Source organism: Blastococcus sp. SYSU DS0617 (assembly GCF_054051075.1).
Genome location: NZ_JBJHAO010000004.1, coordinates 40,734 through 64,745, shown reverse-complemented (window position 1 = coordinate 64,745; position 24,012 = coordinate 40,734). Strand labels below are relative to the sequence as shown.

The window sequence follows — 24,012 nt, the reverse complement described above, 5'->3', positions numbered from 1 at the left end:
ATCAGTCGGTCTGGATCTCCTGGTCGGCGACGATCTCGCCGTTCTCGACCGTGTAGGCCCACACCGAGACCTCCTGCGGCTCGCCGGACTCGTCGAAGGTGATGGTCTTCGTGATGCCCTCACCCTCGTAGTCGTTGATCCACTCGAGCAGCGACTCGCGGTCGGTGTTGCCCTCCAGGATGCCCTCGAGCATCACGTTGGCCGCGTCGTACGCCTCGGCCGAGTAGGTCGCCGGGGCGGTGCCGAAGGCCTCCTCGAAGGCGGTGAAGAACTCCTGCTGCTCCTCCGGCGGGAGGCACGGGCAGGTGATGATCGTGCCCTCGGCGGCGTCACCGGCGGCCTCGATGAAGCCCGGGTCCTTCACGCCGTCGGCGACGACGAAGGTGGCGTCGACGTCGGCACCGCGCATCTGCTGCACGAGCAGGCCGGCCTCGGCGTAGTAGCCGCCGAAGAAGACCGCGTCGGCACCGGAGTCGCGGATCGCCGTGATGGTCGCGGAGAAGTCGGTCTGCCCGGTCTGGATGGTGTCGGTGCCCACGACGGCGTCGCCGAGGTCCTCTTCCACGATCTGGGCCAGGCCGGCGCCGTAGGCCGAGGCGTCGTCGACGACGAAGACGCTGTCGCTGCCCAGGACGTCCTGGATGTAGGTGGCCGCCGCCGGGCCCTGGGTGGCGTCGTTGCCCAGGACGCGGTGGAAGGTGTCCCAGCCGTTCTCGGACAGCTCGGGGTTGGTGGCCGACGCGGAGATCGTCGGCAGGCCCCCCTCGGCGAAGATCGGGCCGGCGGTGTCGGACTCACCCGAGAACGCCGGGCCGACGACGCCGATGACCGCGTCGTCGCCGATCGCCTGCGTGGCCAGACCGGTGGCCTGGTTCGGGTCGCCGGCGGAGTCGTACGCCTCCAGCTCCACCTGGCAGTCGTCGTTCTCCTCGTTGAACTGGTCGACCGCGAGCTGGACACCGTTGCGGATGTTGATGCCGAGGTTGGCCGCGGCACCGGTCAGGGCGCCGAAGTAGGCGATCGCGACGTCCTCACAGGTGCCGGCCTCGCCGCCACCACCGGACGAGGCCTCGTTGTCGTCGCCGCCCGAGGTGCCGCAGGCGGTGAGCGCCAGCGCCATGGCGAGCAAAGGCGCGCCCGTCTTGACCGAGAAACGCACATGTCCTCCAGAGCCGGATCGGCGGTCCGCTGGTCGGACCCGCCGGTGGTCGTTGCCGTCCCGATGGGCGGCTGGGAAACAGTAGGGCGCAACCAGGTGGACGCGGAGCGGCCCCGACGTTTCGTGACCGTCTCGTGATCGCGCCGCCCGGCGTGCTCGGAACCCGGCGGGATGGGGAAGAACACCCCCCGCCGACCGCCGTCGGAACGTTCGTAGGCGACCCGATTTCCAGGCCGAAGATCGACAGGTGTGCTGGTGACTGGAGTCGCTATAACGACGGTCGTACCCAGGTACCTCAGGCGGAGCCGGGCTCCGGAGGCACGCCCTCGGCGAGGATCCGCTCGGCGAGCGCCTTCATGGACGTCCGGTCGTTCATGGCGGTGCGCTGCAGCCAGCGGAAGGCGTCGGCCTCGGTCACCCCGCGCTCCGCCATGAGCCGCCCCTTGGCCTTCTCCACGACCTGCCGGGCCGCCAGGCGCTCCTCGAGCGTGCGCACCTCGCCGTCCAGCGCCGCCATCTCCGCGAACCGGCCGCGCGCGACCTCGATCGCGGGCACGAGGTCGTTCTTCGAGAACGGCTTGACCAGGTAGGCCATCGCCCCTGCGTCCCGCGCCCGCTCGACCAGTTCGCGCTGGCTGAAGGCGGTCAGCACGATGACGGGGGCGATGCGGGCCGACGCGATCTGCTCGGCCGCCGAGAGACCGTCGAGGACCGGCATCTGGATGTCCAGGATCACCAGGTCCGGCGCCAGCTCCGTGGCGCGGTCCACGGCCTGTTGCCCGTCGCCGACCTCGGCGACGACCTCGTACCCCTCTTCCTCGAGCATCTCCTTGAGGTCGAGACGGATGAGTGCTTCGTCCTCCGCGATGAGGACCCTGGCCGGCACGCTGCTCACGGGCCGAGCCTAGCGACGCCGGGGCCCGTCCAGCCCCCGCTACGCTGATCCGGCTGCCGGTCCACCGGCACGCCCCCGTACCCCAATCGGCAGAGGGAGCGGATTCAAAACCCGCGCAGTGTGCGTTCGAGTCGCACCGGGGGCACCGTGCTTGATCGTCGTCCTCCGGACGACACCGCGGCCACGTGCCGTTCCGCCGTTGCGCTGAGCCCATCCCTGCTCCTCGTCGCGGACCCTCCGGGCCCCCTCCTCGGTCAGCCTCGCGGGGCGGCTCCTGTTCCAGCGTCTTCGTCTCGCTTCCCGTCACTCCTCGGGGGACCCTCCGGGCCCCCGCTCGTCACGACCGCCTCCGGCGCGCTGGTCCGGAGCCGCGTGCTGCCGCTCCGCACGACCCCATACCGTGGGGTCCGTGACCGAGCCTGCGCCGCACATGACTCCCGAGCAGTTCCGGCAGCACGGCCACGAGGTCGTGGACTGGATCGCCGACTACTGGGCGCGGGTCGGCTCCCTCCCGGTGCGGTCGACGGTGGCGCCGGGCGACGTGCGGGCGGCGCTGCCCACCGCTCCCCCGGAGCAGGGCGAGCCCTTCGCCGACGTCCTCGGCGACCTCGACCGGGTCGTCGTGCCCGGGCTCACGCACTGGCAGCACCCCGGCTTCTTCGGCTACTTCCCCGCGAACACCTCCGGGCCGTCGGTCCTCGGCGACCTCGTCTCGGCCGGGCTCGGTGTCCAGGGCATGTCCTGGGTGACCAGCCCCGCCGCGACCGAGCTCGAGCAGCACGTCATGGACTGGTTCGCCGAGCTGCTCGGGCTGCCGGAGTCCTTCCGGTCCACCGGGACCGGCGGCGGCGTCGTCCAGGACTCCAGCTCCGGCGCGAACCTCGTCGCGCTCCTCGCCGCCCTGCACCGCGCCAGCGGCGGCGCCACCGTCCGCCGCGGCGTGGAGCCCGAGCGCGCCACCGTGTACGTCTCCGCCGAGACCCACTCCTCCATGGAGAAGGCCGTCCGGATCGCCGGCCTGGGCAGCGACGCGGTCCGCATCGTCGAGGTCGACGGCGACCTGGCGATGAACCCCGGCGCGCTCGCCGCCCGGATGGAGCGCGACGTGGCCCGCGGGTACACGCCGGTCCTCGTCTGCGCCACGGTGGGCACCACGTCGACCACCGCGGTGGACCCGCTCGCGGCGATCGGCCCCATCTGCCAGAAGCACGGCGCGTGGCTGCACGTCGACGCCGCGTACGCCGGCGTCAGCGCGGTCGTCCCCGAGCTGCGCGGCCTCCAGGACGGCGTCGAGTGGGCCGACAGCTACACCACCGACGCGCACAAGTGGCTGCTCACCGGCTTCGACGCCACCCTCTTCTGGGTCGCCGACCGCGCCGCCCTCACCGGCGCGCTGGCGATCCTCCCCGAGTACCTCCGCAACGCCGCCACGGATGCCGGCGCCGTCGTGGACTTCCGCGACTGGCAGATCCCGCTCGGGCGTCGTTTCCGGGCCCTCAAGCTGTGGTTCGTGCTGCGCTGGTACGGCGCCGAGGGGCTGCGCGCGCACATCCGCGGCTCCGTCGCCCTCGCCCAGGAGCTCGCCGGGTGGGCCGAGGCCGACGAGCGGTTCGACGTCCTGAGCCCGCACCCGTTGTCGCTGGTCTGCCTGACGCCGCGCTGGCCGTCGGGGGTGGACGCCGACGTCGCCACGATGACCCTGCTCGAACGGCTCAACGACGGCGGCGAGGTGTTCCTGACCCACACCACGGTGCGCGGCCGGGCCGTGCTCCGGGTCGCCGTCGGCGCACCGACGACGACGCGCGCCCACGTCGAGCGGGTCTGGACGCTGCTGTGCGAGGGCCACGACTGGCTCGCGGCCGACTTCGCCGCCCAGGCCGCCGAGCAGGCCGCCGCCCGCGAGGCCGAACGCCGGCGCGCCGAGGCGGAGAGCGCCCCGCCCCGGCCCGTCGAGTCCGGGAGCGACGAGACCGGGAGCGACGACACCGGCAGCGATGGCACCGGGAGCGGCGAGGCCCCGACCGAGACCGCGAGCGCAGAGGCCCCGCGCGAGACTGGGGGCGCCGAGGCCCGGACCGAGGCAGACCCGGCGGGGTCGACGGCAGAGCACCCCTGACCGCGGGGCGGCTACCGGTCCGACCGCGCCGGTACCGCCCTGCAGCGCGGTACCGGCAGCCGCGCGGCGGCAGCGGGGCTCGCCGGGCTCAGCGCGACAGCGGCCGGATGAGCCCCTGCTGGCTGACCGTGGCCACGTGGGTGCCGTCGGCGGCCCAGATCTGCCCGAAGCACAGCGCCCGCCCGTGCGAGGCCGCCGGGCTGTCGGTCTCGTAGAGGAACCACTCGTCGGCCCGCACCCGCTGGTGGAACCACACCGCGTGATCGAGGCTGGATCCCGCCGTCCTCCCCCAGCCGCCGCCCATGCGCGCCGTCCCGGCGCCGAGCAGGCTGAGGTCGCTGGCGAACGTCAGCGCGGCGCCGTGCACCGCCTGGTCGTCGGGCAGCTCGCCGGCGACCCGCATCCACGTCCAGGACTTCGTGTCCGGGTAGGACTTCGGGGGCCGGTCGAAGGGGTGCTCAAGCATCCGCTGTTCCACCGCCATGCCGAGGCTCATCGCGGCCCGCGCCTCGTCGCCGCGCGCGGCCAGCAGCTCGACGAAGGTGGGCAGGCTCTCCGGGGCCGGCACGTCCGGCATCGGCAGCGCGTGCTCGGCGTACGCGGCCTCCCCCGCCGAGGCGTCGGCGGTGAGCGCGAAGATCGCGACGTCCCGCTCGCCGCGTCGCTGCCAGGCGACGACCCGGCGGGTGCTGAACGTCCGGCCGTCCCGCATCCGCTCGACCGCGTAGCGGATCTCCTCGTTCGGGTCCCCCGGGCGCAGGAAGTACGAGTGCAGCGAGTGGACGCCGCGCCCCTCCGGCAGCGTGCTGGAGGCCGCCATGAGGGCCTGGCCGGCCACCTGCCCGCCGAAGATGCGCTGCATGGTCGTGCCCGGGGTCTTGCCGACGAAGGTGTCGGGCTCGCGCTCCTCGAGCGCCAGGACCGACATCAGGGCCGCCGCCTGCGTGTTCTCGCCGCCGGCGCTCACGAGTCGGTCCCGACCTCGTGCACCCGCATCAGGTTCGTCGAGCCCACCGTGTTCGGCGGACTGCCCGCCACGACCACGACCCGGTCGCCGACCTTGAGCCGTCCGATGGACAGCAGCGAGAAGTCCACCTGGGCGACCATGTCGTCGGTGTGCGCCACCTCGGGGACCAGGAAGGTCTCCACGCCCCACGACAGCGCCAGCTGGCTGCGGACCCGTGCGTCGACGGTGAAGGCCAGCAGCGGCTGGTAGGGGTGCAGGGCCGACAGCCGGCGCGCGGTCTCACCGGTCTGCGTGAACGTGGCCAGCGCCTTGACGTCGAGGGCCTCGCCCACGTCCTTGGCGGCCCGCACGATCGCCCCGGAGCGCGACCTCGAGCGCCGGGCCACCTCGGGGACGGGCATGTGGTCGCTCTCGACCGCGTCGATGATCCGCTCCATGGTGCGCACCGCCGCGATCGGGTGCGCCCCCACCGACGTCTCGCCCGACAGCATCACCGCGTCGGTGCCGTCGAGCACCGCGTTGGCGACGTCGGAGGCCTCGGCGCGGGTCGGTCGCGAGTTGGTGATCATCGACTCGAGCATCTGGGTGGCCACGATCACCGGCTTGTTGCGCTCCCGCGCCGCCTGGATCGCCCGCTTCTGCACCAGCGGCACGCGTTCCAGCGGCAGCTCCACGCCCAGGTCGCCGCGCGCCACCATGATGCCGTCGAAGGCCTCCACGATCTCGTCGAGCCGCTCGACCGCCTCGGGCTTCTCCAGCTTGGCGATGATCGGGACCTCGATGTCCTCCTGCCGCATGATCTCGCGCACCAGCTCGGCGTCGGCGGCCGAGCGGACGAACGACAGCGCGATGAAGTCCGCGCCCAGCTGGAGGGCGAAGCGGAGGTCGAGCTCGTCCTTGTCCGACAGCGCGGGCACGCTGACCGCCACGCCGGGCAGCGACAGCCCCTTGTTGTTCGAGACCGGGCCGCCCTCGATGACCAGGCAGACCACGTCCGGTCCCTGGACGGCGAGCACCGTGAGGGCCAGCTTGCCGTCGTCGACGAGCAGGCGGTCGCCGACCTGGACGTCGTTGGCGAGGTCCTTGTAGGTCGTGGACACGCGCGAGGCGGTGCCCTCGACGTCGTCGACGGTGATGACGACCTGGCTGCCGGTGGGCCAGTCGACCGGGCCGTCGGCGAACGTGCCGAGCCGGATCTTGGGGCCCTGCAGGTCGGCCAGGACGGCGACCGCGTGCCCGGTGCGGTCGGAGGCCTCGCGCACCCGCTGGTAGGCGGTGGCGTGGTCGGCGTGCGCGCCGTGGCTGAAGTTGAGGCGGGCGACGTCCATGCCGGACTCGACGAGCGCGACGATCTGCTCGGCGGAGCTCGTGGCCGGACCCAGGGTGCAGACGATCTTGGCGCGGCGGGACATGCTCAGAACGCTAGTTCACCGTGGCCCTCCGGACCGCACCGCGGTCAGGAGCCGTTCCCCACACGGGCGAGGAGCTTCGTGCCGCCCGCGCGGAGCCGGCCGGGCCGCCCCTCGCCGGGACGACACGGTGAGCGGCGCCCCGGAGGCGCGGGCAGCACCCGCGCCTCCGGGGCGTCCTACCGCAGCGCGACGGCGGTCGGCGTGACCGGGCGCGGCAGCGCCGAGGCGCCGGTCAGCCAGGTGTCCGCGGCGGCCGCCGCGGCACGCCCCTCCGCGATGGCCCACACGATGAGCGACTGCCCGCGGCCCATGTCACCGGCCACGAACACGCCGGGCACGGTGGACATGAACTCGCTGTCGCGGACGACGTTGTCGCGCTGGTCCATCTCGACGCCCAGCGTGTCCAGCAGGCCCTCGCGCTGCGAGCCGGTGAACCCCATGGCCAGGAAGACCAGGTCCGCCGGCAACTCGCGCTCGCTGCCCTCGATCTTCTCGAACCGCCCGTCGACCCGCTCGACCTCGTGCAGCAGCAGCGCCCGCACGGTGCCGTGGGCGGGGCCCTCCTCATGGCCCAGGAATCGCTCGGTGTTGACCGAGTACAGGCGCTCGCCGCCCTCCTCGTGGGCACTCGAGACCCGCATGATCATCGGGTAGGTCGGCCACGGGTTGGCGCCCTGGTCCCGGCGGTCCGGGGGCGCCGGCATGATCTCCAGCTGCGTCACCGAGGCCGCGCCCTGGCGGTGGGCCGTGCCGAGGCAGTCCGCGCCGGTGTCGCCACCACCGATGATCACCACGTGCTTGCCGGCGGCGTTGATCGGCGGGTCGTCCAGCTCGCCGAGCGCCTGCCGGTTGCCCAGCGGGAGGTACTCCATCGCCAGGTGGATACCGGCCAGCTCGCGTCCCGGGGCGGGCAGGTCACGGCCGACCGTGGCGCCGCCGGCCAGCACGACGGCGTCGTAGTCGGCCCGCAGCTGCTCGGTGGACAGGTCCTGCTCCCCCGCACCGCCGACCTCGACACCGGTGACGAAGCGGGTGCCCTCGGCGCGCATCTGGTCCAGCCGCCGGTCCAGGACGGACTTCTCCATCTTGAACTCGGGGATGCCGTAGCGGAGCAGGCCGCCGATGCGGTCGGCCCGCTCGTAGACGGTGACGTCGTGCCCGGCGCGGGTGAGCTGCTGGGCGGCGGCGAGGCCCGCGGGACCCGACCCGACGACGGCGACCTTCTTGCCGGTGCGCTCGGTGGGGTTGACCGGTGCGACCCAGCCCTCGTCCCAGGCCCGGTCGATGATCTCCCACTCGATCTGCTTGATGGTGACCGGCGACTCCTGCAGGTTGAGCACGCAGGAGCCCTCGCACGGCGCCGGGCAGAGCTTCCCGGTGAACTCGGGGAAGTTGTTCGTCGCGTGCAGCCGCTCGATGGCGTCGTGCCAGTCGTCGCGCCGGGCCAGGTCGTTCCACTCGGGGATCAGGTTGGCCACCGGGCAGGCGTGGTGGCAGAACGGGATGCCGCAGTCCATGCAGCGGGCCGCCTGCTTGCGCACCTCCGCCGTCGGGAAGAGCGGGTCCTCCCCGTTCTGCCGGGCGACGTAGACGTCCTTCCAGTCCCGGATGCGGACCTCGACGGGACGCCGCGGGGGCAGCTCCCGCTCGAACTTCAGGAATCCGGTGGTGTCAGCCACGGGGGTTCCTCCTCGGAAGAGCAGCGACATCGGCGATGTGGACGGCACGCGGGCGGGGAGGCGACCAGATCGCCGATCTGGCCGGGGTCGTGTCAGCCACGAGCAGCCTCCATGACGGCGAGATCGACATCGGTCCCGTTGGCCTCGGCCATCCGCTGCGCGTCCAGCGCCCGCTTGAAGTCCCGCGGCATGATCACGCTGAACTGCGCGGACCAGCGTCCCCAGTCCGCCAGCAGCGCGGTCGCCACCGGGGACTCGGTCTCGGCGGCGTAGCGCACCAGCACGTCGCGCAGCCACTGCGCCGACTCGCCGTCCAGCGGCTCGACGTCGACCATCTCGCCGTTCACTCGGTGGCGGGCCAGGTCGAGCACGTACCCGATGCCGCCGGACATGCCGGCCGCGATGTTGCGCCCGGTCGCGCCCAGGATGACCGCGCGGCCGCCGGTCATGTACTCCAGCGCGTGGTCGCCCACGCCCTCGACGACCGCGAGCGCCCCGGAGTTGCGGACGCAGAACCGCTCGCCGACCCGGCCGCGCAGGAAGATCTCGCCGCCCGTCGCGCCGTAGCCGATGACGTTGCCGGCGATCACGTTGTCCTCGGCGGCGAAGGTCGCCTCCCGCGAGGGCCGCACGATGATCCGGCCGCCCGACAGGCCCTTGCCCACGTAGTCGTTGGCGTCCCCGAACAGCCGCATGGTGATCCCGCGCGGCACGAAGGCACCGAACGACTGCCCGGCCGACCCACCGAAGGTGAGGTCGATCGTGCCGTCGGGCAGGCCCTCGCCGCCGAAGCGGCGGGTGACCATCGAGCCCAGCATGGTGCCGACGGTGCGGTTGACGTTGCGCACCGGCAGCTCCAGGCTCACCGGCTGCGCGTCGAGCAGCGCGCCCTCGCAGAGCTGGATCAGCGTCTGGTCCAGGGCGACGTCGAGTCCGTGGTCCTGGTCGCGGACCTTCCGCAGGGGCGTGCCCTCGGGTAGCTCGGGGACGACCAGCAGGGGCGCCAGGTCGAGACCCGAGGCCTTCCAGTGGCCGACCGCCTCGCGGGTGTCGAGCAGCTCGGCGTGGCCGATCGCCTCGTCCAGCGAGCGGAACCCGAGCTCGGCGAGGTACTCCCGCACCTGCTGGGCCAGGAACTCGAAGAACGTGACGACGAACTCCGGGCGCCCGGTGAACCGCTTGCGCAGCTCCGGGTTCTGCGTGGCCACGCCCACCGGGCAGGTGTCGAGGTGGCAGACCCGCATCATCACGCAGCCGGAGACCACCAGCGGAGCCGTCGCGAAGCCGTACTCCTCGGCGCCCAGCAGCGCGGCGATGATCACGTCGCGGCCGGTCTTCATCTGCCCGTCGGCCTGGACCGTGATGCGGTCGCGCAGGCCGTTGGCCAGCAGCGTCTGCTGGGTCTCGGCCAGCCCCAGCTCCCACGGGGAGCCGGCGTGCTTGAGCGAGGTGAGCGGCGCCGCGCCCGTGCCGCCGTCGTGGCCGGAGATCAGCACCAGGTCCGCGTGCGCCTTGCTCACGCCGGCCGCGACGGTGCCGACGCCGACCTCGGCGACCAGCTTGACGTTGATCCGCGCCTGGTCGTTGGCGTTCTTCAGGTCGTGGATGAGCTGCTTGAGGTCCTCGATCGAGTAGATGTCGTGGTGCGGCGGGGGGCTGATCAGGCCCACGCCCGGCGTCGAGTGCCGGGTGCGCGCCACCCACGGGTAGACCTTGCCGCCGGGCAGCTGGCCACCCTCGCCGGGCTTGGCGCCCTGCGCCATCTTGATCTGGATGTCGTCGGCGTTGACCAGGTACTCGCTGGTCACGCCGAACCGGCCGCTGGCCACCTGCTTGATCGCCGAGCGGCGCAGGTCGCCGTTGGGGTCGGGGGTGAACCGGTCGGGGTCCTCGCCGCCCTCACCGGTGTTGGACTTGCCGCCCAGCCGGTTCATGGCGATCGCCAGCGTCTCGTGCGACTCCTGCGAGATCGAGCCGTAGCTCATCGCGCCGGTCTGGAACCGCTTGACGATCTCGCTGACCGGCTCGACCTCCTCGATCGGCACGGGCGGGCGGACACCGGTCTTCAGCCCGAACAGCCCACGCAGCGTGCCGGCGTCCTGGCTGAGCTGGTCGACGGTGTCGGTGTACTTCTGGAAGACGTCGTACTGCCGCGAGCGGGTGGCGTGCTGCAGCAGGAACACCGTCTCCGGGTTGAACAGGTGCACCTCGCCCTCGCGGCGCCACTGGTACTCCCCGCCGACCTCGAGCCGGCGGTGCGCGGTCTCGGTGGGGTTGTCCGGGAAGGCGCGGCGGTGGCGCATGGCCACCTCCTCGGCCAGCACGTCGATGCCGACGCCGCCCAGCGGGGCGGAGGTGCCGGTGAAGTACTCGTCCACGAGGTCCTGGGACAGCCCGACGGCCTCGAAGATCTGCGCCATCGTGTACGAGCCGGCGGTGCTGATGCCCATCTTGCTCATGACCTTGAGGACGCCCTTGCCCAGCGCCTTGACCATGTTGCGCACGGCCTGCGCGGGCTCCACGCCGGTGAGCGCGCCGTCGCGGATGAGGTCCTCGATCGACTCGAAGGCCAGGTAGGGGTTGACCGCGGCCGCGCCGTACCCGAGCAGCAGCGCGACGTGGTGGACCTCGCGGCAGTCCCCGGACTCGACGACCAGGCCGACCTCCATGCGGGTCTTCTCCCGCACCAGGTGGTGGTGGACGGCGGCGGTCATGAGCAGCGACGGGATGGGGGCGCGCTTCTCGTCGCAGTCGCGGTCGGAGAGCACGATGATCCGGGCGCCGGCGGCGATCGCCTTGCTCACCTTGGTGCGCAGGTCCTCGACGGCCTTGGCCAGGGCCGGGCCGCCGCCGTTGACGTCGAAGTGGCCGGTGACCCGGACCGCGGCGTAGCCGGGCAGGTCGCCGTCGTCGTCGATGTGCAGGATCTTGGCCAGCTCGTCGTTGTCGATGACGGGGAACGGCAGGAACACCTGGCGGACCGAGGCCGGCGTGGCCGTCAGCAGGTTCTGCTCCGGGCCGAAGGTGCGGCCGAGGCTGGTCACCAGCTCCTCGCGGATCGCGTCCAGCGGGGGGTTGGTCACCTGCGCGAACAGCTGGCCGAAGTAGTCGTAGAGCAGCCGCGACCGGTCCGACAGCGCCGCGATCGGCGTGTCGGTGCCCATGGAGCCGATCGGCTCGGCGCCCGAGGCGGCCATCGGCTGGACGAGGATGCGCAGCTCCTCCTCCGTGTACCCGAACAGCGACTGCCGGCGGACGACCGACTCGTGACTGGGCCGCGACCGGCGGCGCTCGGGCAGCGTGGGCAGGTGCACCAGGCCGGCGTGCAGCCAGTCGTCGTAGGGGTGCTCGGCGGCCAGGGCGCCCTTGACCTCCTCGTCGGAGACGATCCGCCCGGCGGCGGTGTCGACGAGGAACATCCGGCCCGGCTGCAGCCGGCCCTTGGCGACGACGTCGGCGGCGGGGATGTCCAGCACGCCGACCTCGCTGGCCAGCACGACGAGGTCGTCCTTGGTGTGCCACCAGCGGCCCGGGCGCAGCCCGTTGCGGTCGAGAACGGCGCCGATCAGCGTGCCGTCGGTGAAGCACACGGCGGCCGGCCCGTCCCACGGCTCCATGATCGAGGAGTGGAACCGGTAGAAGGCCCGGCGGGCCGGGTCCATCTCGTCGTGGTTCTCCCACGCCTCCGGGATCATCATCAGGACCGCGTGCGGCAGCGAGCGGCCGGACAGGTGCAGCAGCTCCAGCACCTCGTCGAAGGTCGCCGAGTCGCTGAAGTCGCTGGCGGTCACCGGGAAGATGCGCTCCAGGCCCAGCTCCGAGGCCGGGCCCGCCGGGCCGTCGAACAGCTCGGTGGCGAGCTTGGCCTCGCGGGCCCGCATGCGGTTGCGGTTGCCCTTGATCGTGTTGATCTCGCCGTTGTGGGCGACGAACCGGAACGGGTGGGCCAGCGGCCAGCTCGGGAAGGTGTTGGTGGAGAACCGGCTGTGCACCAGCGCGATCGCCGACTCGTAGCGCTCGTCGCGCAGGTCGGGGAAGAACAGCGGCAGCTGGTCGGTGGTCAGCATGCCCTTGTAGGTGATCGTCCGCGACGACAGCGAGGCGATGTAGAGCGAGCTGCCGGCGTCGACCGCGGCACGCTCGGCCCGCTTGCGCAGCACGAAGGAGCGCCGCTCGAGCCGGGTGACGCCGTTGCACACGACGTTCCCGCCGAAGGCGGCCTCGTCGGCGCGGGCGCCCATGGTCTCGGCGACGAACAGCTGGGCGAAGTGCGGCATGACCGCGCGCGCGGTGGGGCCGAGGTCGGCGCCGTCGGGGTCGATGGGCACGTCCCGCCAGCCCAGGACGGTCAGCCCCTCCTCGTCGGCGAGGCGGGCGACCTCCTCGACGCGGGCGGCACGCTCGGCGTCGTCGGCGGGCATGAAGGCGATGCCGACGGAGTACTCCCCCGCCGGAGGCAGCTCGAAGTCGACGCTGGCGCGCAGCAGCCCGTCGGGGACCTGGGTGAGGATCCCGGCGCCGTCGCCCGAGTTGGGCTCGGCGCCGGCGGCGCCCCGGTGGTCGAGGTTGTGCAGGGCGGTGAGGCCCTTGGCGACGATGTCGCGCGAGCGGCGGCCACGGGCGTCGGCCACGAAGGCGACGCCACAGGCGTCCTTGTCGTTCGCCGGGTCGTACAGGCCGGAGGCAGCGGGGACCGCAGAGAACGGAACGGCTGACTTCGGAGCGGCGGGGGCGGTGAGGTCGGGCATGTCACTCCCGTCGTCGGCGGCGCCTGCGTCCCCGGAGGGAGCGGGCGGGGCTGGAGGCCCGGGCCGGTGGTCAAGGGGTCGGCGGACGGCACTGCGGAGGGCCGGCAGCCCGGGAGGTACGTCGCCCCGGTGCGGCAGGCTCGAGCCCGCCGGGTGGTCACCGACAGGCTGTCGTCCGCGGGGCGGCGCTGGCCCGGTCCGACGGTAAGGCCCGGCCGGGATCGCCGGCGGGCCCGCTGCGAAGCGTACACAGCCGTAACACGGGCCTCAGTCGCGTAAATCTCAGGACGCGCTGCATCGGCAGGAACACCGCGGAACGTGGCCGCATCCCTCCCCCGGAACGGGCCGATCGGTGACCATCTTCACGCGGTCGTCACCCGTTCGCACCCCCGCAGGAGCCCGCCGGCAGGGCGACGATCACACCCAGCCGGTCCGGAGAGCGATAGGCCGAGGCGGGTCAGCTCGGCTCGGCGGGGCGGTGGTCCTCCGCGCGCACCGCGTCGGGCTCGGGAGCCGGCGCGTCCGCCCCGTCCGCCGCACCCGACGAGGCGCGCTCCGCGGCGGCGAGCTCCTCGCCACGGGTGATCACCTCGCGGGGCAGGCCGCGCTGCCAGACGAGGTAGGCCACGGCGAGCAGGCCCACGACGATCGCGGTGAACACGTTGAGCCGGACGCCGAAGAAGGTCTCCGCCGGGTCGGTGCGCAGCATCTCGATCCACAGCCGGCCGGCGCAGTACAGGGCCACGTAGAGGGCGAAGGCCCGGCCGTGGGAGAGCCGGAAGCGCCGGTCGGCCCAGATGACTACCGCCGCGGCGACCAGGTTCCACAGCAGCTCGTAGAGGAACGTCGGGTGGAACGTGGCCACGTCCAGGTACTCCGACGGGCGGTTCGCCAGGTCGATCTCCAGGCCCCAGGGCAGGTCGGTCGGCCCGCCGAAGAGCTCCTGGTTGAACCAGTTGCCCAGCCGCCCGATCGCCTGGGCGACCAGCAGCCCCGGCGCCAGGGCGTCCCCGAAGGCAGGCAACGGGATGCCCCTGCGCCGGCAGGCGATCCAGGCGCCCACCGCCCCGAAGGCGATCGCCCCCCAGATGCCGAGCCCGCCCTCCCAGATGGCGAAGGCGCGCAGCGGATCACCGCCCTCGCCGAAGTAGGGCCGGGGGCTGGTGATCACGTGGTAGATCCGGCCGCCGATGATGCCGAACGGCACGGCCCAGACGGCGATGTCCAGCACGTCACCGGGTGCACCGCCACGGGCGATCCAGCGCTTCTCGGTCAGCCAGGCGGCCGCGACGATGCCGGCGATGATGCACAGCGCGTAGGCGCGGAGCGGGAACGGACCGAGCTCCCAGACGCCCTGGGACGGACTCGGGATGGACGCGAGCACCGTCATGCCGGCACCCCCGCCCGGCGGACGCCCGCCGCGAGATCCGCGGTGAGCGCACGGACGCCGTCGGCACCCCGGCCCTCGAGCATCTCGCGCACGTAGGCCGAGCCGACGATGACGCCGTCGGCGAAGGCGGCGAGCTCCGCGGCCTGGGCGCCGTTCGAGACGCCGAGCCCCACGCAGAGCGCGATGTCCGGCCGCGCCTCGCGGGTGCGGGCCACGAGTGCCCGGGCCGCGTCGCTCACGGTGTCCCGGGCGCCGGTCACGCCCATGGTGGAGGCGACGTAGACGAACCCGCGGGAGGCCGCAGCCGTCGAGCGCAGTCGCACGTCGGTCGACGAGGGGGCGACGAGGAAGACGCGGTCGAGGTCCGCGCGCTCCGCGGCGGCGATCCACTCGCCGGCCTCGTCCGGGATGAGGTCGGGCGTGATGGCCCCGGCTCCCCCCGCGGCGGCGAGGTCGGTGGCGAACCGGTCGACGCCGTAGCGCTCGATCGGGTTCCAGTAGCTCATCACCAGCGGGACGGCACCGGCCGCCGCGACCGCCTCGACCGCCCGCAGCACGTCCGGCATGCCGACCCCGGCACGGACGGCGACGTCGACGGCCTCCTGGATCACCGGGCCGTCCATGCCGGGATCGCTGTACGGGACGCCGATCTCGAGGATGTCGGCACCGGCCTCGACCGCGGCGACCATGGCCCCGATCGAGGCGTCCACGTCGGGGTAGCCGACCGGCAGGTAGGCGATCAGCGCCGCCCGCCCCTCGTCCTTGGCACGCTGGATCCGCTCGGCGGCCTGGCTCACAGCTCGTCTCCCGTCTCGGGGCCGGCCACCGCATCGCCCCGGGTGACGGCGCCCTCGGTGGGCTGCTGGTCGGTGTCCAGGCCCGGTCCCGGGTCGACCTCCTCGCGGTCGCCGAGGCCGAACCAGCGGGACGCCGTCTCGACGTCCTTGTCCCCGCGTCCGCTGAGGTTGACCAGCAGCAGCGAGTCCGGGCCGGCCTCCTGACCGAGCCGCATCGCGCCGGCCAGGGCGTGCGCGGACTCGATCGCGGGGATGATCCCCTCGGTCCGGCACAGCAGCGCGAAGGCCTCCATGGCCTCGGCGTCGGTCACCGGCCGGTACTCGGCCCGGCCGATGTCGTGCAGGTAGCTGTGCTCGGGACCCACGCCCGGGTAGTCCAGGCCCGCGCTGATCGAGTGGGACTCGATGGTCTGGCCGTTGTGGTCCTGCAGCAGGTACGACCGCGCCCCGTGCAGCACGCCCGGGGTGCCTCCGGTGATGGTCGCCGCGTGCCGGGCGGTGTCGACGCCGTCGCCACCGGCCTCCAGGCCGATCAGCCGGACGCCGTCGTCGGGCACGAAGGCGGTGAAGATGCCGATCGCGTTGGAGCCACCGCCCACGCAGGCCAGGACGGCGTCGGGCAGCCGCCCCTCCCGCTCGAGGACCTGGGCGCGGGCCTCGTCGCCGATCACCCGCTGGAAGTCACGCACCATCGCCGGGAAGGGGTGGGGGCCGGCGACGGTGCCGAAGACGTAGTTCGTCGTCTCCACGTTGGTCACCCAGTCGCGGAACGCCTCGTTGATCGCGTCCTTGAGGGTGCGCGATCCGGTGGTGACCGGGATGACCTCGGCGCCGAGTAACCGCATGCGGGCGACGTTGAGCGCTTGGCGGCGGGTGTCCTCCTCGCCCATGTAGACGGTGCAGGACAGCCCCATGAGCGCCGCCGCCGTCGCCGTCGCCACGCCGTGCTGGCCGGCGCCGGTCTCGGCGATGACGCGGCTCTTGCCGATCCGCTTGGTGAGCAGCGCCTGTCCGAGCACGTTGTTGATCTTGTGCGAGCCGGTGTGGTTGAGGTCCTCGCGCTTGAGCAGCACGCGGGCACCGCCGCAGTGCTCGGCGAACTTCGGCACCTCGGTGACCGGGCTGGGCCGGCCGGTGTAGTCGCGCTGCAGCGTCGCGAACTCCTGGAGGAACGCGGGGTCGACCCGCATGGCCTCGTAGGCCTCGGTCAGCTCGTCGAGCGCGGCGATCAGCGCCTCGGGGACGAAGCGCCCGCCGAAGACGCCGAAGTGACCGGTGGTGTCGGGCCAGCCCGGGCGCGCCGGCAGAGAGAGTTCTCCGGGCTGCGCTGGGCTGGTCGTCGTCATGCGCCCAGTGTGGCGCGTCGCGGCGGGCAGCAGGTGCAGGGGGTTAGCGGCAGGTGCGCGGCGTGGCGGGGTGCGCTCCCGCCGTCACCAGGTCGGCCACCGCCTGGCGGGCGTCGCCGGCGGTCACCAGCCCCTCCCCCACGAGCACCGCGTCGGCACCCGCCGCCGCGTAGCCGATCAGGTCGTGCGGGCCGCGGACGCCGGACTCGGCGACCTTGACCACCTCCGACGGCAGCCCGGGGGCGATCCGCTCGAAGGTGGAGCGGTCGACCTCCAGCGTGGTGAGGTCGCGGGCGTTGACGCCGATCACGGCGGCACCGGCGGCCATGGCCCGGTCGGCCTCGGCCTCGGTGTGCACCTCGACCAGCGCCGTCATGCCGAGGGACTCCACGCGCTCCAGCAGGCCGGTGAGCACGTTCTGCTCGAGCGCGGCCACGATCAGCAGGACGACGTCGGCGCCGTGGGCCCGGGCCTCGTGCACCTGGTAGCTGCTGACGATGAAGTCCTTGCACAGGATCGGCACGTCGACGACGGCACGGACGGCGTCGAGGTCGGCCTGCGAGCCGAGGAACTTCTGCCGCTCGGTCAGCACGGAGATGACCCGCGCGCCGCCCGCGGCGTACTGCCGGGCGAGCTCGGCCGGGTCGGCGATGGCCGCCAGGTCGCCCTTGGACGGGCTGCGCCGCTTGACCTCGGCGATGACGCCGACCCCGGGGGCACGCAGCGCGGCGAGGGCGTCCAGCGCCGGGCGGGCGTCACGGGCGGCGGCCTTGACCTCGGCGAGCGGGGTGACCGCCTCGCGGGCGGCGAGGTCCTCGCGGACGCCGGCGACGATCTCGTCGAGAACGCTCACCGCGTCGTCCCTGCCGGCGCCGATGCGCGCCTGCCGCTCGTCTCCACTGCCTGTCGCACGTCGTCCCCTCACCAGCCGGATCGGTGTGGCCACTCTAGAGCCGACGCCGGTCGGGCCCGGCCAGGGGGCGGTCGGGGCGGGTCCGCCCGGTTCCGCTATACGCCGCGCGGGTCGGTGGGGTCCTCGCCCCGGTCCAGCGCCTTCCACGCGTCCACGGCGCGGTCCTCGTCGGTCCGCGGGCGGGGTGCCGCACCCGCCTGCGCGGGCGCGGTCCCCCTCTCGTCCCGCTCGTAGCGACGGCCCATACCCGGCCAGGTCCGGCCGCGCAGCACCGTGACCACGCCGGTGGCGACGGCGACGAGGCCGGCCAGCACGGCGAGCAGCGGCCAGGCCGCGGACACGTCGGCCGAGGTGGCGTCCACCGTCGCCCCGCTCAGTCCGGGCAGATCGGTGACGGCGTCGTCGAGGCCACCGGTGAGCGCGCGCAGCCCGGACCAGGCCACCGCTCCCCCGGCCGCCGCCGCGAGGAGTCCCACGCCCATCCGCCCGGCGCCCCGCACGGCCAGCAGCGCGACCGCCGCGGCCAGGAGCACCAGGCCCGCGGCCGGGACGAGCGGGGCGGCGTCGGCGCCGGACAGGCCGGCCGAGACCGGCGGCAGCGGCGCGCGGCGCTCCGCGGTCACCGTCGCCCACGCCTGACCGCCGGCGACGAGCGCCAGCGTGCCGGCCAGCACCGCGCCCAGGACCGCGGCCGTGAGCTCCCTGCGGCCCTGCCCGCTCGCGGTGCCCGATGGTTCGGTGCCCGGCGCTTCGCTCACGGAAGCTCCCGGAGACCGTCCGCCCGGGCGATCGCCGACAGCACCGCCCGCGCCTTGTGCCGGGTCTCGGCCTCCTCGGTGGCGGCGTCGCTGTCGGCGACGATCCCGGCGCCGGCCTGCACGTAAGCGCGGCCGTCGTGCAGCACGGCGGTGCGGATGGCGATGGCCATGTCCATGTCGCCGCTGGCGTCGACGTAGCCGACGGTGCCGGCGTAGAGCGCGCGCCGGGTCGGTTCGAGCGACTCGATGATCTCCATCGCCCGGGGCTTCGGGGCACCGGAGACGGTGCCGGCCGGGAACGTGGCGTCGAAGACGTCCAGGGCGTCGTGCTCGGGCGCCACCTCGCCGGCGACGGTCGAGACCAGGTGCATCACGTGGCTGTAGTGCTCCACCCGCATGAAGTCGGGCACCTCGACCGACCCGGGGACGCAGACCCGGCCCAGGTCGTTGCGGGCCAGGTCGACCAGCATGACGTGCTCGGCACGCTCCTTGGGGTCGGCCAGCAACCCCTCGGCCAGCCGGACGTCCTCCTCCGGGGTGGCGCCGCGCGGACGGGTGCCGGCCGGCGGGTGCACCACGGCCGAGGACCCGGTGACGGTGACCAGCGCCTCCGGCGAGGAGCCGACGACGTCGAAGGGCGACTCCCGGCCCTCGAAGCGCAGCAGGTACATGTACGGCGAGGGGTTCGTGGCCCGCAGCACCCGGTAGAGGTCCAGCGCGTCGGCCGTCGTCGCCGTCTCGAAGCGCTGGGCGAGCACCACCTGGAAGGCGTCCCCGGCCCGGATGTGCTCGCGCACCCGCTCCACGCCCGCCTCGTACACGCCCGGCGCCATGTTGCTGGCCACCTCGGGTACCGGCGCCTCGCCGAGCACCGCGACCCCCGGCGGGACGGCGCGGGTCAGGTCGGCGGCCATCGCGTCGAGCCGGGCCACCGCGTCGTCGTAGAGGGCCTCGCCGCTCGGACCTCCCCCGCCCTCACCACCCCCGCAGACCACGTTGGCGATGAGCAGCACCGTGCCGTCGGCGTGGTCGAGCACGGCGAGGTCGGTCACCAGCATCATCGCCAGCTCGGGCATGCCGATGTCGTCGCTGCTGGTCTCGGGCAGCCGCTCCAGCCGCCGGACGACGTCGTAACCGAGGTAGCCGACCAGGCCGCCGGTCAGCGGCGGCAGGCCGGGCGTGCGCGGCGAGCGCAGCCGGCGGGCCAGCGTGCGGACCGCGGCGAGCGGATCGGTGGGCAGGTCGTCGGTGACCCCGGGGATGTCCTCCCCCAGCCACTGCGTGACGCCGTCGCGCTCGGTGAGGACGCCGGCGCTGCGGGCGCCCACGAAGCTGTAGCGGGCCCAGCGCTTGCCCTGCTCGGCCGACTCCAGCAGCACCGTGCCCGGACGGTTGCCGGCCAGCTTGCGGTAGATGCCGACGGCGGTCTCGCTGTCGGCGAGCAGCCGGCGGACGACGGGGACCATGGGCCGGTCCAGGGTGAACTCCTCGCGGGCCGGCGTCGCGATGCCGAACCTCATGCGCGGGCCGTCCCGTCGGCGGGCACGGAGGGCAGCACGCGGAAGAAGCAGCTGCGCTCACCGGTGTGGCAGGCCGCGCCTTCCTGGTCGACGAGCACGAGCAGCGCGTCGCCGTCGCAGTCCACCCGGACCTCGCGGACCCACTGCCGGTTGCCGGAGGTCTCGCCCTTGACCCAGTACTCCTGCCGGCTGCGCGACCAGTAGGTCGCCCGGCCGGTGCTCAGCGTGCGCCGCAGGGCCTCGTCGTCCATGTACGCGACCATGAGCACCTCGAGCGAGTCGTGCTGCTGGACCACCGCGGTCACCAGGCCGGCGGGGTCGCGGCGCAGCAGGGCGGCGACCTCGGGGTCGAGGGCGGGCTCGGACGGGACGACGGGCATGCCCGCCAGTGTGCCGTGCCGTTGCGTCAGGCCGGTGGGGTGCCGGTGAACCAGCGCCGCGCCGCGCCGCTGAGCAGCAGCCCGAGGGAGACCACCGGGCCGATCACGAAGAACAGCGAGAACGCCGCGAGCGAGCCCTCGGCCTCGGCTCCCGGCAGGTTCCCGAGGAGGTCGAGCAGCCGGCCGGCCCAGTACAGCGCGAGCACGACCTGCACCACGTGCGCGGCGCCCAGCAGGCGGTGGGCGACCGGCGTGCGGCGGTTGAGCGCGACGACCCCGCCGACGACGAGCAGCACGACGGACAGCAGCTGGACGACGGCCAGGATCGTGCCCTCGGTGGCCAGCTGACGCGCCGTCTCGGAGGTGTAGACGTCGGGCCGTCCGCTGGACGCGATGTCGGCGATCGAGGCGAAGAACCAGACGTAGAGCGAGGCGATGAGCACGACGACGGCCTGGACGAAGGCCAGCACGGCCGCGGTGATCACCTGCGCCGGCGTGCGCTGCACCGGCGGCCGGCCCCACGGCTGCCCGTACGGCGGCTGCCCGTACGGCGGCTGCCCGTAGGGCGGCTGACCCCACTGCGGCTGACCCCAGGCCGGCTGGCCCCACGGCTCCGGGGCGCCGTAGGGCGGAGCCCAGCCGGGCGGCTGCCCGTACGGGGGCCGCGGCCCGTACGGGGGCTGCTGCCCGTACGACGGCTGCTGCGGGGCCGTCTGCGGGGGGCCCGGATACGGCTCGGCCGGCTCGGCCGGGTCCGACCAGGGATCGCTCACAGTGCCGCCGCGACGGCCCGGCCTGCGGTGCGCCCGGAGAACAGGCAGCCGCCGAGGAAGGTGCCCTCCAGCGAGCGGTAGCCGTGCATGCCACCGCCGCCGAACCCGGCGACCTCACCCGCGGCGTACAGGCCGGAGAACACCTCGCCGCCGGGGCGCAGCACCCGGCCCGACAGGTCGGTCTCCAGGCCGCCGAGGGTCTTGCGCGTGATGATGTTGAGCCGCACGGCGATCAGCGGACCGGCCTCGGGGTCGAGGATGCGGTGCGGCTGCGCCACCCGGATGAGCTTGTCGCCCAGGTAGGTGCGGGCACCGCGGATCGCGGTGATCTGCAGGTCCTTGGTGAACGGGTGGGCCATCTCCCGGTCGCGGGCGACGATCTCGCGCTCGAGGTCGGCCAGCTCGATCGCCGGTGTCCCGCCGGTGATCCGGTTCATGCCGGCGACGAGCTCGGGCAGCGTGTCCGCGACGACGAAGTCCTCGCCCTTGTCCAGGAACGCCTGCACCGGCGCCGAGACCCCGGCCCGTGCCCGGTTGACCAGCAGCCGCACGTCCTTGCCGGTGAGGTCGGGGTTCTGCTCGGAGCCCGACAGCGCGAACTCCTTCTCCACGATCTTCTTCGTGGTGACGAACCAGGTGTGCTCGTGGCCGGTCGTGCCGATGTGGGCGAGCGTGCCGAGGGTGTCGAAGCCGGGGAAGAGCGGCACGGGCAGCCGCCGGCCGAGGGCGTCGAACCACATCGACGAGGGTCCGGGGAGGATCCGGATGCCGTGCTTGTCCCACACCGGCGAGTGGTTGGCGATGCCCTCGGTGTAGTGCCACATGCGGTCGTTGTTGACCACGCTGGCGCCGGCACCGGCGGTGGCCTCGAGCATCCGGCCGTCGACGTGCGCGGGCACGCCGGAGAGCAGCCGCTTCGGCGCCGGCCCCAGCCGGGCGGGCCAGTTGCGCCGCACCAGGTCGTGGTTCCCGCCGATCCCACCGGAGGTGACGACGACGGCCTGAGCGGAGATCTCGAACTCGCCGACCTCCGTGCGCGAGCTGGCCTCGCCGCGGGCGACGTCGCTGGGCTCGAGGACGGCGCCGCGCACGCCGGTCACCGCGCCGTCGGCCACGACGAGCTCGGCGACCCGGTGCCGGAAGCGCAGCTCGACGGTGCCCGCCTCGACGGCGGCGCGGACGCGCCGGATGAAGGGCTCGACGACGCCGGGTCCGGTGCCCCAGACGATGTGGAACCGCGGCACGGAGTTGCCGTGCCCGGTGGCGGTGTAGCCGCCCCGCTCGGCCCAGCCGACGACCGGGAAGAAGCCGATGCCCTGCTCCTTGAGCCAGGCCCGCTTCTCCCCCGCGGCGAACTGCAGGTAGGCCTCGGCCCACTGGCGCGGCCAGTGGTCCTCGGTGCGGTCGAAGGCGGCCGTGCCGAACCAGTCCTGGCGGGCCAGCTCCAGGGAGTCGTGCACCCGCAGCCGGCGCTGCTCGGGCGAGTCGACGAGGAAGAGCCCGCCGAAGGACCACCAGGCCTGGCCGCCGAGCGAGGCTTCCGGCTCCTGGTCGACCAGCACGACCCGCTTGCCGGCGTCGGCCAGCTCGGCGGTGGCCACCAGCCCCGCGAGCCCCGCGCCCACGACGACGACGTCTGCCTCGGTGTTGTTCTGCACGGACCCGACGCTAGCGGGCCGCAGGCCTCCTGCACCGCCGGACCGGGCGCTACCCACCCGGCAGAGGGGCGCGCACCGTGACGGTGCCGGCGCGGGAGCCGTCGTCGGGCGTCAGGCGATGCGGTGCTCGCCGTGCTCCTCGACGCGCAGCATGACGGCGAAGCCGGCGGCGAGGACGAGGACGATGCCGAGGATCCCCCAGTACTGCGTGTTGTCCTGCCCGGTCACGAGGGCTCCGAGGGCGATGAATGCGCCGAAGGCGAGCGGGGAGAGGAACGAGACGACCCGTCCCGTCGTGGCGTAGAGGCCGAAGATCTCGCCACTCCTCCCCTGGGGGATGAGCCGGGCGAGGAAGCTCCGGGAGGCCGCCTGGGCGGGGCCGACGAACACGGTGAGCAGCAGCCCGAGGACCCAGAAGACGGTCTGCCCGCCGTCGTGCAGGAGGAAGACGAGCAGGCCGAGCGCTACGAGCGCCGCAAGGCACATCAGGATGACCTTCTTCGGGCCGATCCAGTCGTCGAGCGCGCCGAAGGCCATCGTCGCCAATCCGGCGGTGATGTTCGCTGCCGCCCCGAAGATGATGACCTCACCAGCGCTCAGCCCGAAGGTGCCCGCCGCGAGGACGGCGCCGAAGGCGAACACGCCGGCCAACCCGTCACGGAAGAGCGCCGAGGCGAGCAGGAAGTACACGGTGTGGCGGGACGTGCTCCACAGCCCGCGGACGGAGCGCCACACCAGCCGGTAGGAGTCCACGACGCCGACGCGCGGGGCCAGGGGGCGCGGCCGATCGCGCAGGACGGTGAACGCGGGAACGGTGAACAGGGCGATCCAGATGCCGCAGACCAGCATGGACACCCGGATGTCCATCGCCCCGTCGTCGGTGACTCCGAACAGGCCGGTCTCGGGCTGGATGAAGAGGAAGAAGAGGACGAGCAGCACCAGGATCCCGCCGAGGTACCCCATCCCCCAGCCGAAGCCGGACACCCGGCCGACCGTGCGCGGGGTCGCGACCTGGTCGATCGTGGCGTTGTAGTTGACGCCGGCGATCTCGGAGACGACCGATCCCGCGCCGAGGAGGACGAGACCGAGGACGAGATACCCGGGCTCCGGCTCGACGAGGAACAGGGACGCCGAGAGCGCTGCGAGCAGCCAGGTCTGCAGCTTGAGGTTGCGGACCGTCTTCCCGGAGCGATCGGAGTTCTGCCCCAGCACCGGCGCCAGGACGGCCACGAGGAGCCCGGCCAGTCCGGTGGCGACCGCCAAGGCCATCGACGTGGAGTTCGTCTCGCCGAAGTCATCGCTCGTCAGGTAGACGGAGAAGACGAAGGTCGTGATGACCGTGTTGAACGGCTGGGCTCCCCAGTCCCACATCGCCCAGGCGACGACTCGCCTCTTCGAGGAGTCGGTGTTGCCCTCGATCGCCGTGGGGCCGGACGGGTCCGAGAGCGTCACCACGGAGGTCGATGCTATTCGTGCCGGCTGCGGGTGCGACGCACCCACC

General features: G+C 73.4%; 17 protein-coding genes and 1 tRNA gene. 2 read left to right on the top strand and 16 right to left on the bottom strand.

Annotated features, from left to right (window positions below):
* Position 1 precedes the first annotated feature (1 nt).
* Both ACI793_RS06565 and ACI793_RS06560 read right to left on the bottom strand, forming a co-directional pair.
* Positions 2-1,159: a branched-chain amino acid ABC transporter substrate-binding protein gene (locus tag ACI793_RS06565; protein ID WP_456605571.1), complete on the bottom strand. Its 1,158-nt coding sequence runs from the start codon at positions 1,157-1,159 to the stop codon at positions 2-4.
* A 295-nt stretch (positions 1,160-1,454) separates the two neighbouring features.
* Positions 1,455-2,054, bottom strand: coding sequence for an ANTAR domain-containing response regulator (locus ACI793_RS06560; RefSeq protein ID WP_456605570.1), 600 nt, complete (start codon positions 2,052-2,054; stop codon positions 1,455-1,457).
* Between the two features lie 71 nt (positions 2,055-2,125).
* On the opposite strand from ACI793_RS06560, the gene ACI793_RS06555 reads away from it, so the two are divergent.
* Both ACI793_RS06555 and ACI793_RS06550 read left to right on the top strand, forming a co-directional pair.
* Positions 2,126-2,199 (top strand) — tRNA-Leu (locus ACI793_RS06555).
* A gap of 264 nt (positions 2,200-2,463) precedes the next feature.
* On the top strand, positions 2,464-4,170 hold the full coding sequence (locus tag ACI793_RS06550; protein WP_456605569.1) for a pyridoxal-dependent decarboxylase: 1,707 nt from the start codon (positions 2,464-2,466) through the stop codon (positions 4,168-4,170).
* 88 nt (positions 4,171-4,258) lie between these two features.
* Here ACI793_RS06550 and ACI793_RS06545 read toward each other — a convergent pair whose 3' ends face one another.
* The 14 genes from ACI793_RS06545 to ACI793_RS06480 all read right to left on the bottom strand — a co-directional run bounded on the left by ACI793_RS06545 (position 4,259) and on the right by ACI793_RS06480 (position 23,966).
* A complete protein-coding gene (locus tag ACI793_RS06545; RefSeq protein ID WP_456605568.1) occupies positions 4,259-5,137 on the bottom strand; it encodes an acyl-CoA thioesterase in 879 nt (292 codons plus the stop codon).
* The gene (gene pyk, locus ACI793_RS06540) at positions 5,134-6,549 is read right to left on the bottom strand and encodes a pyruvate kinase (protein ID WP_456605567.1); all 1,416 of its coding nucleotides are present in this window, start codon (positions 6,547-6,549) and stop codon (positions 5,134-5,136) included. The genes ACI793_RS06545 and pyk overlap by 4 nt, the downstream gene beginning before the upstream one ends.
* Positions 6,550-6,725: 176 nt before the next feature.
* A complete protein-coding gene (locus ACI793_RS06535; protein WP_456605566.1) occupies positions 6,726-8,228 on the bottom strand; it encodes a glutamate synthase subunit beta in 1,503 nt (500 codons plus the stop codon).
* A gap of 92 nt (positions 8,229-8,320) precedes the next feature.
* On the bottom strand, positions 8,321-12,976 hold the full coding sequence (gene gltB / locus ACI793_RS06530) for a glutamate synthase large subunit (protein ID WP_456605565.1): 4,656 nt from the start codon (positions 12,974-12,976) through the stop codon (positions 8,321-8,323).
* A gap of 457 nt (positions 12,977-13,433) precedes the next feature.
* On the bottom strand, positions 13,434-14,366 hold the full coding sequence (gene lgt / locus ACI793_RS06525) for a prolipoprotein diacylglyceryl transferase (RefSeq protein WP_456605564.1): 933 nt from the start codon (positions 14,364-14,366) through the stop codon (positions 13,434-13,436).
* The gene (gene trpA / locus ACI793_RS06520; RefSeq protein ID WP_456605563.1) at positions 14,363-15,163 is read right to left on the bottom strand and encodes a tryptophan synthase subunit alpha; all 801 of its coding nucleotides are present in this window, start codon (positions 15,161-15,163) and stop codon (positions 14,363-14,365) included. Before trpA ends, lgt begins: the two co-directional genes overlap by 4 nt.
* The gene (trpB, locus tag ACI793_RS06515; protein ID WP_456605562.1) at positions 15,160-16,509 is read right to left on the bottom strand and encodes a tryptophan synthase subunit beta; all 1,350 of its coding nucleotides are present in this window, start codon (positions 16,507-16,509) and stop codon (positions 15,160-15,162) included. The genes trpA and trpB overlap by 4 nt, the downstream gene beginning before the upstream one ends.
* Positions 16,510-16,552: 43 nt before the next feature.
* Positions 16,553-17,362: an indole-3-glycerol phosphate synthase TrpC gene (gene trpC, locus ACI793_RS06510; protein ID WP_456605561.1), complete on the bottom strand. Its 810-nt coding sequence runs from the start codon at positions 17,360-17,362 to the stop codon at positions 16,553-16,555.
* Positions 17,363-17,517: 155 nt separating this feature from the next.
* The gene (locus ACI793_RS06505) at positions 17,518-18,180 is read right to left on the bottom strand and encodes a Trp biosynthesis-associated membrane protein (protein WP_456605560.1); all 663 of its coding nucleotides are present in this window, start codon (positions 18,178-18,180) and stop codon (positions 17,518-17,520) included.
* Positions 18,177-19,700 carry an anthranilate synthase component I gene (locus ACI793_RS06500; protein ID WP_456605559.1) on the bottom strand — a complete coding sequence of 508 codons (1,524 nt, stop codon included), beginning with the start codon at positions 19,698-19,700 and terminating at the stop codon, positions 18,177-18,179. The genes ACI793_RS06505 and ACI793_RS06500 overlap by 4 nt, the downstream gene beginning before the upstream one ends.
* A complete protein-coding gene (gene hisI, locus ACI793_RS06495) occupies positions 19,697-20,080 on the bottom strand; it encodes a phosphoribosyl-AMP cyclohydrolase (RefSeq protein ID WP_456605558.1) in 384 nt (127 codons plus the stop codon). Before hisI ends, ACI793_RS06500 begins: the two co-directional genes overlap by 4 nt.
* Before the next feature lie 26 nt (positions 20,081-20,106).
* Positions 20,107-20,853 (bottom strand): hypothetical protein, encoded by a 747-nt coding sequence (locus ACI793_RS06490; protein ID WP_456605557.1) that lies wholly within the window; start codon positions 20,851-20,853, stop codon positions 20,107-20,109.
* Complete coding sequence (locus ACI793_RS06485) at positions 20,850-22,511, bottom strand: FAD-binding dehydrogenase (protein ID WP_456605556.1); 1,662 nt, start codon at positions 22,509-22,511, stop codon at positions 20,850-20,852. Before ACI793_RS06485 ends, ACI793_RS06490 begins: the two co-directional genes overlap by 4 nt.
* A gap of 111 nt (positions 22,512-22,622) precedes the next feature.
* Positions 22,623-23,966: an MFS transporter gene (locus ACI793_RS06480; RefSeq protein ID WP_456605555.1), complete on the bottom strand. Its 1,344-nt coding sequence runs from the start codon at positions 23,964-23,966 to the stop codon at positions 22,623-22,625.
* Positions 23,967-24,012: the final 46 nt, after the last annotated feature.